This is a genomic window from Sandarakinorhabdus sp. (genome assembly GCF_040398645.1).
Taxonomy (GTDB): Bacteria; Pseudomonadota; Alphaproteobacteria; order Sphingomonadales; family Sphingomonadaceae; genus Sandarakinorhabdus.
This window is the reverse complement of the sequence record NZ_JBBATR010000071.1, coordinates 7,554-11,766: the sequence shown is the minus strand read 5'-3', so window position 1 is coordinate 11,766 and position 4,213 is coordinate 7,554. Positions and strand designations below refer to the sequence as shown.

At 64.6% G+C, this 4,213-nt stretch carries 2 protein-coding genes; both read left to right on the top strand.

Annotated features, from left to right (window positions below; all coding sequences use genetic code 11):
* Positions 1–162 precede the first annotated feature (162 nt).
* Positions 163–2,988, top strand: coding sequence for a phosphoenolpyruvate carboxylase (locus tag ABWP50_RS12170; RefSeq protein WP_353218255.1), 2,826 nt, complete (start codon positions 163–165; stop codon positions 2,986–2,988).
* Positions 2,981–3,901, top strand: coding sequence for a kinase (locus tag ABWP50_RS12165; RefSeq protein WP_353218254.1), 921 nt, complete (start codon positions 2,981–2,983; stop codon positions 3,899–3,901). Before ABWP50_RS12170 ends, ABWP50_RS12165 begins: the two co-directional genes overlap by 8 nt.
* Positions 3,902–4,213 lie beyond the last annotated feature (312 nt).

Genomic DNA, 4,213 nt, shown 5'->3' with positions numbered 1-4,213 from the left:
TGTTAGGCAATGCCGGATGCGCGGGCTTCAATCATCCCGTTTGCTTGCGCACCGGGCTCAACTTTTGCCGCAGCAACGCGCTCTACGTGGCCAGGGCATGGGCTTTGCCCATAAGTGCAATGGCGGCTTGCCGAGGCTGTCACGGCAAGCAACAATGCTGCCATGATCGAGTATTATCACCGGCGTTTGGGCGAATTGCATGAAGGCACAGCGCAAACGCCGCTGTTCAATCCGGTGTTCCAGCTCGGACTGGAAATTTCGCGACAGTTGGAGGCCGGCGAGGTCACGTTGGCTGCATTGGGCGATGTGATTGCCGAATTGGGCCGCAATGGCTTGCAGGCCCGGACTGACCGGTTGGTGCGGCTGGTCGGCCCACTGGCGCCCGATGCCAATCTGGCAGCGTTTCGTGCGCAGGTGACGGCATCGGCGCAGGCCAGCGATTTTGCCGGCTTTGCCGCCCGCTGGTCGCAGCCGCTGCTGCACGTGGTGTTCACTGCCCACCCGACCTTTGTGCTGACACCGGCCGAATATGCGGCCGTCGCTGCCAGCGCCGTGACGGGCGCGCCGGTTGCGATAGCGCCGCAGCCAGAGCGGCCATCGCCAAGCCTAGCCGATGAACATGAGGAGGCGATGGCCGCCATGGCCCGGGCGCAGGCCGCCCGTGATGCGTTGCACAAGGTCGTTCTGGAGGTCGCGGCGAAGCATTATCCGGATGATTGGCAATCCCTGACACCCTGCCTGTTCCGGCTGGCGACATGGGTTGGCTATGACATGGACGGCCGCACTGATATCGGCTGGGCCACCAGCCTGCGATTTCGGCTGGATGAAAAGGCACGGCGGCTGGCGCTTTATGCCGCCGCCGCAGATGCTGCTGGCGGAGCTGCTGGCGGAGCTGCTGGCGGAGCTGCTGGCGAGGCCGCGTTGGCAGAGCTGCTGCGCCGCGCCGGCGACCATGCCGCCGCCATGGCCGTGTTGCTGGCCGGCGATACCAATACGCCCGCGACATTGTCGGCGATTGCCAACCAGATCAGCGCTCCGCACCCCGACAGCCTGACCAGCCTGGCCGGGCCGATTGCGCAATTGCGGGCCGCTGCGGCAGTGCTGCCTGTTGATCGTGCGCAGCCGCTGCTGGTGTTGGCAGCGGCAATGGCGGCCGATGGCCTGGGCATGGGCGCCATTCATTTCCGGGTAAACGCCGCGCAATTGCACAATGCCATCCGCCGCCGCATCGATCCCGACGGCACGGCGCCGGCCGATCTGGATATGGCCAGCGGCCAGACCTTGCAGCGGCTGCGCACCATGCTGGAAACGGTGCAGCCGCTGCGCAGCAATTTTGCAGCATTGGCCGTCGAAAGCACCACCGCCGTCCGCCAGTTTCTGGCCATGGCAGCGATGCTGCGCCTGATCGATGCCGATACCCCGATCCGCCTGCTGATTGCCGAATGCGAACAACCGCAAACCGTGCTGTCGGCGCTGTATTTTGCGAAGCTGTTCGGCATTGATGGCCTGGTCGATGTGTCGCCGCTGTTCGAAACCGAAACGGCGCTGGAACATGGCGGGCGGTTTCTGGATGCGCTGCTCGCGGAGCCTGCCTATGCCGCCTATGCCCGCCGGCGCGGCCGCGTTGCGATCCAGACCGGGTTTTCGGATGCCGGGCGCTTCGTTGGCCAGATTCCGGCAGCGCTGGCCATCGAACGGCTGCAGGGCCGGCTGGCGCGGGCCATGGCGGCCAATGGCCTGTCCGGCGTGGCTGCGCTGATTTTCAACACCCACGGCGAATCCATGGGCCGCGGCGCACACCCGGCTGGCTTTGTCGACCGTCTGGCCTGGCCGCTCAGCCGCTGGGCGCGCGCCCAGTTTGCGCAGGCCAGCATCCGTATCGAGGCCGAAGCCAGTTTTCAGGGCGGCGATGGGTTCCTGTTCTTTGGCCATGATGCGTTGGCGCTGGCCACCTTGTCGCGCATCGCCGCGCTGTGGCCGCAGCTGGCCAGCAACGATAGCGACGATTTTTACACGCGCACCGATCTCAGCCTGGATTATTACCGCATGATCCGCCGCCATCAGCGCCGCCTGTTTGAAACGCGGCCTTACGCGCGGGCAATCACCGCCTTTGGCCTTGGCCTGCTGCCGGTCACCGGCTCACGGCGGCTGAAGCGGCAATCCGATATCGGCAGCGACCGCGACGCATCGCTGCGCCAGATCCGCGCCATCCCGCACAACGCCATTTTGCAGCAACTGGGCTACCCGGCCAATGTGCTGGCCGGCGTCGGCACCGCGGCCGGCGAAGCGCGCGAGCCGCTGGCGGCACTGCTGGCTGGATCGCCGCGCGGCCGCCAGATCCTCGGGCTGATCACCGCTGCCAACACCATCGCCAGCATCAAGACGCTGGCGGCCTATGGGGAGCTGTTCAACAGCGCCTATTGGGCCACCCGCCCCTATCGCGGCACCGAAGATCATCTGGCGAGGCCGTGCCTGGCGCTGGCCGAACGGCTGGTAGAGGATGACCGATCCGGCCAGTTTCGCCGGCTGGCGTCGCAATTGCGTGTGGACAATATCAAGCTGCGGCAGTTGTTGGCCCATGTCCCGCCGGATGAAGACTCGGCGGAGCAAGCGCCCGCCGCCGAAGCGACCCGCCGCACCCTGGGCGTGCTGCACGCGTTGCGGCTGGCGCTGATGCAGCATCTGTTCTTGCGCGCCGCCGACATGCCGGTGTTTTCGCGCAGCAACGATATCAGCCGCGACGATGTGATTGAAATGATCCTGTCGCTGCGCACCGATGAAGCCCTGGCGCAATTGCACCGCGCCTTCCCGACCGCTGCGCCCGATCTGGCCGATTACCACATGGATGAAGCCAGCGATTGGCCCGATGGCGACAACCAGGCCTATGCCGGCATTCAGCGCCGTTTCATCGCGCCAATCGCCGACGCCGCAAAGCTGCTGCCGCTGATCGGCATTGCCATCGCCAATCACTTCGGTGCCTTTGGCTAACCGCGTGCAGCGCGCCCGCCCGACGCCGGTAGCACTGGCCGCCGAACAGGCCGCGCTTGCTGCCCTGATCGTGCAAGAACAGCTACCCAGCGATTACCGGGCCACCATCGATGATCATTGGCGCCCGATTGCAGCTGCGATTGCCGCCGCATTCGCAGCAGCCGGCCGCCCGTTGGTGATCGGCATCAATGGCGCGCAAGGCAGCGGCAAATCCACGCTGTGCCTGTGCCTTGAATTGCTGCTGCGCCACAGCCACGGCCTGCACGCCCAGACGCTTTCGATCGACGATCTCTATCTATCCAAGGCTGATCGCGGCAAACTGGCCGCCGCAGTGCATCCGCTGCTGGCCATGCGCGGTGTGCCGGGCACGCATGATGTGGATCTGGGCAATCACATCATCGCCAGCGTGCAGGCCGGGCACGCACGCCTACAGCTCCCGCGCTTTGACAAAGGGCGCGATGACCGGGTGCCCAGCGCCGACTGGCCGATTGCGGCAAAACCGATCGACATATTGCTGTTTGAAGGCTGGTGCGTGGCCGCCAGCCCGCAGCCAGCCTTAGCGCTGGCAATGCCGGTCAACCGCCTGGAGATTGATGACGACAAGGACATGATCTGGCGGCGGCACGTCAACACGGCGCTGGCCGGGCCATATCGCGCACTGTTTGCCAACATCGACCTGCTGGTCATGCTGGCAGCGCCGCGCTTTGAAATCGTCCAAGACTGGCGGCTGATCCAGGAACACAAGCTGCGCGCCCGCACCAACGGCGGCATGACCGACGCTGAGTTGTCGCGCTTCGTGATGCATTTTGAACGCTTGACCCGGCACATGCTGGATGAAATGCCCAGCCGTGTCACCATACTTGTGGCGCTGGATGATCAGCACCGCGTGTCAAAACTGGCCATCCGGCCGTAGCGGCATGGCTGCGGCGGCGCTTGTTGCGGAGCGTAGCGGGGCCTGGCGCTGGCGAAAATCCGCCGGCTATCGGCACGCCGGAGGTTGGCCGCCGCGCGGCGCACGAATATTATGCAAATTCGTCTCTGCTGGCATATATTGCTTCGAGACTCGGAACGACTAACAATAATTGACCAAGGTTGAACCATTTTTCAGAGCCAGATCGTTTGATCCCATACCAGGAGGCATTTTGATGTTGCAGTTAAACTACGGGCAATCGATGTTGGCGGCTGCGATACTCTCGGTGCTTGGCCTTACGGGTTGCTCGGAGCG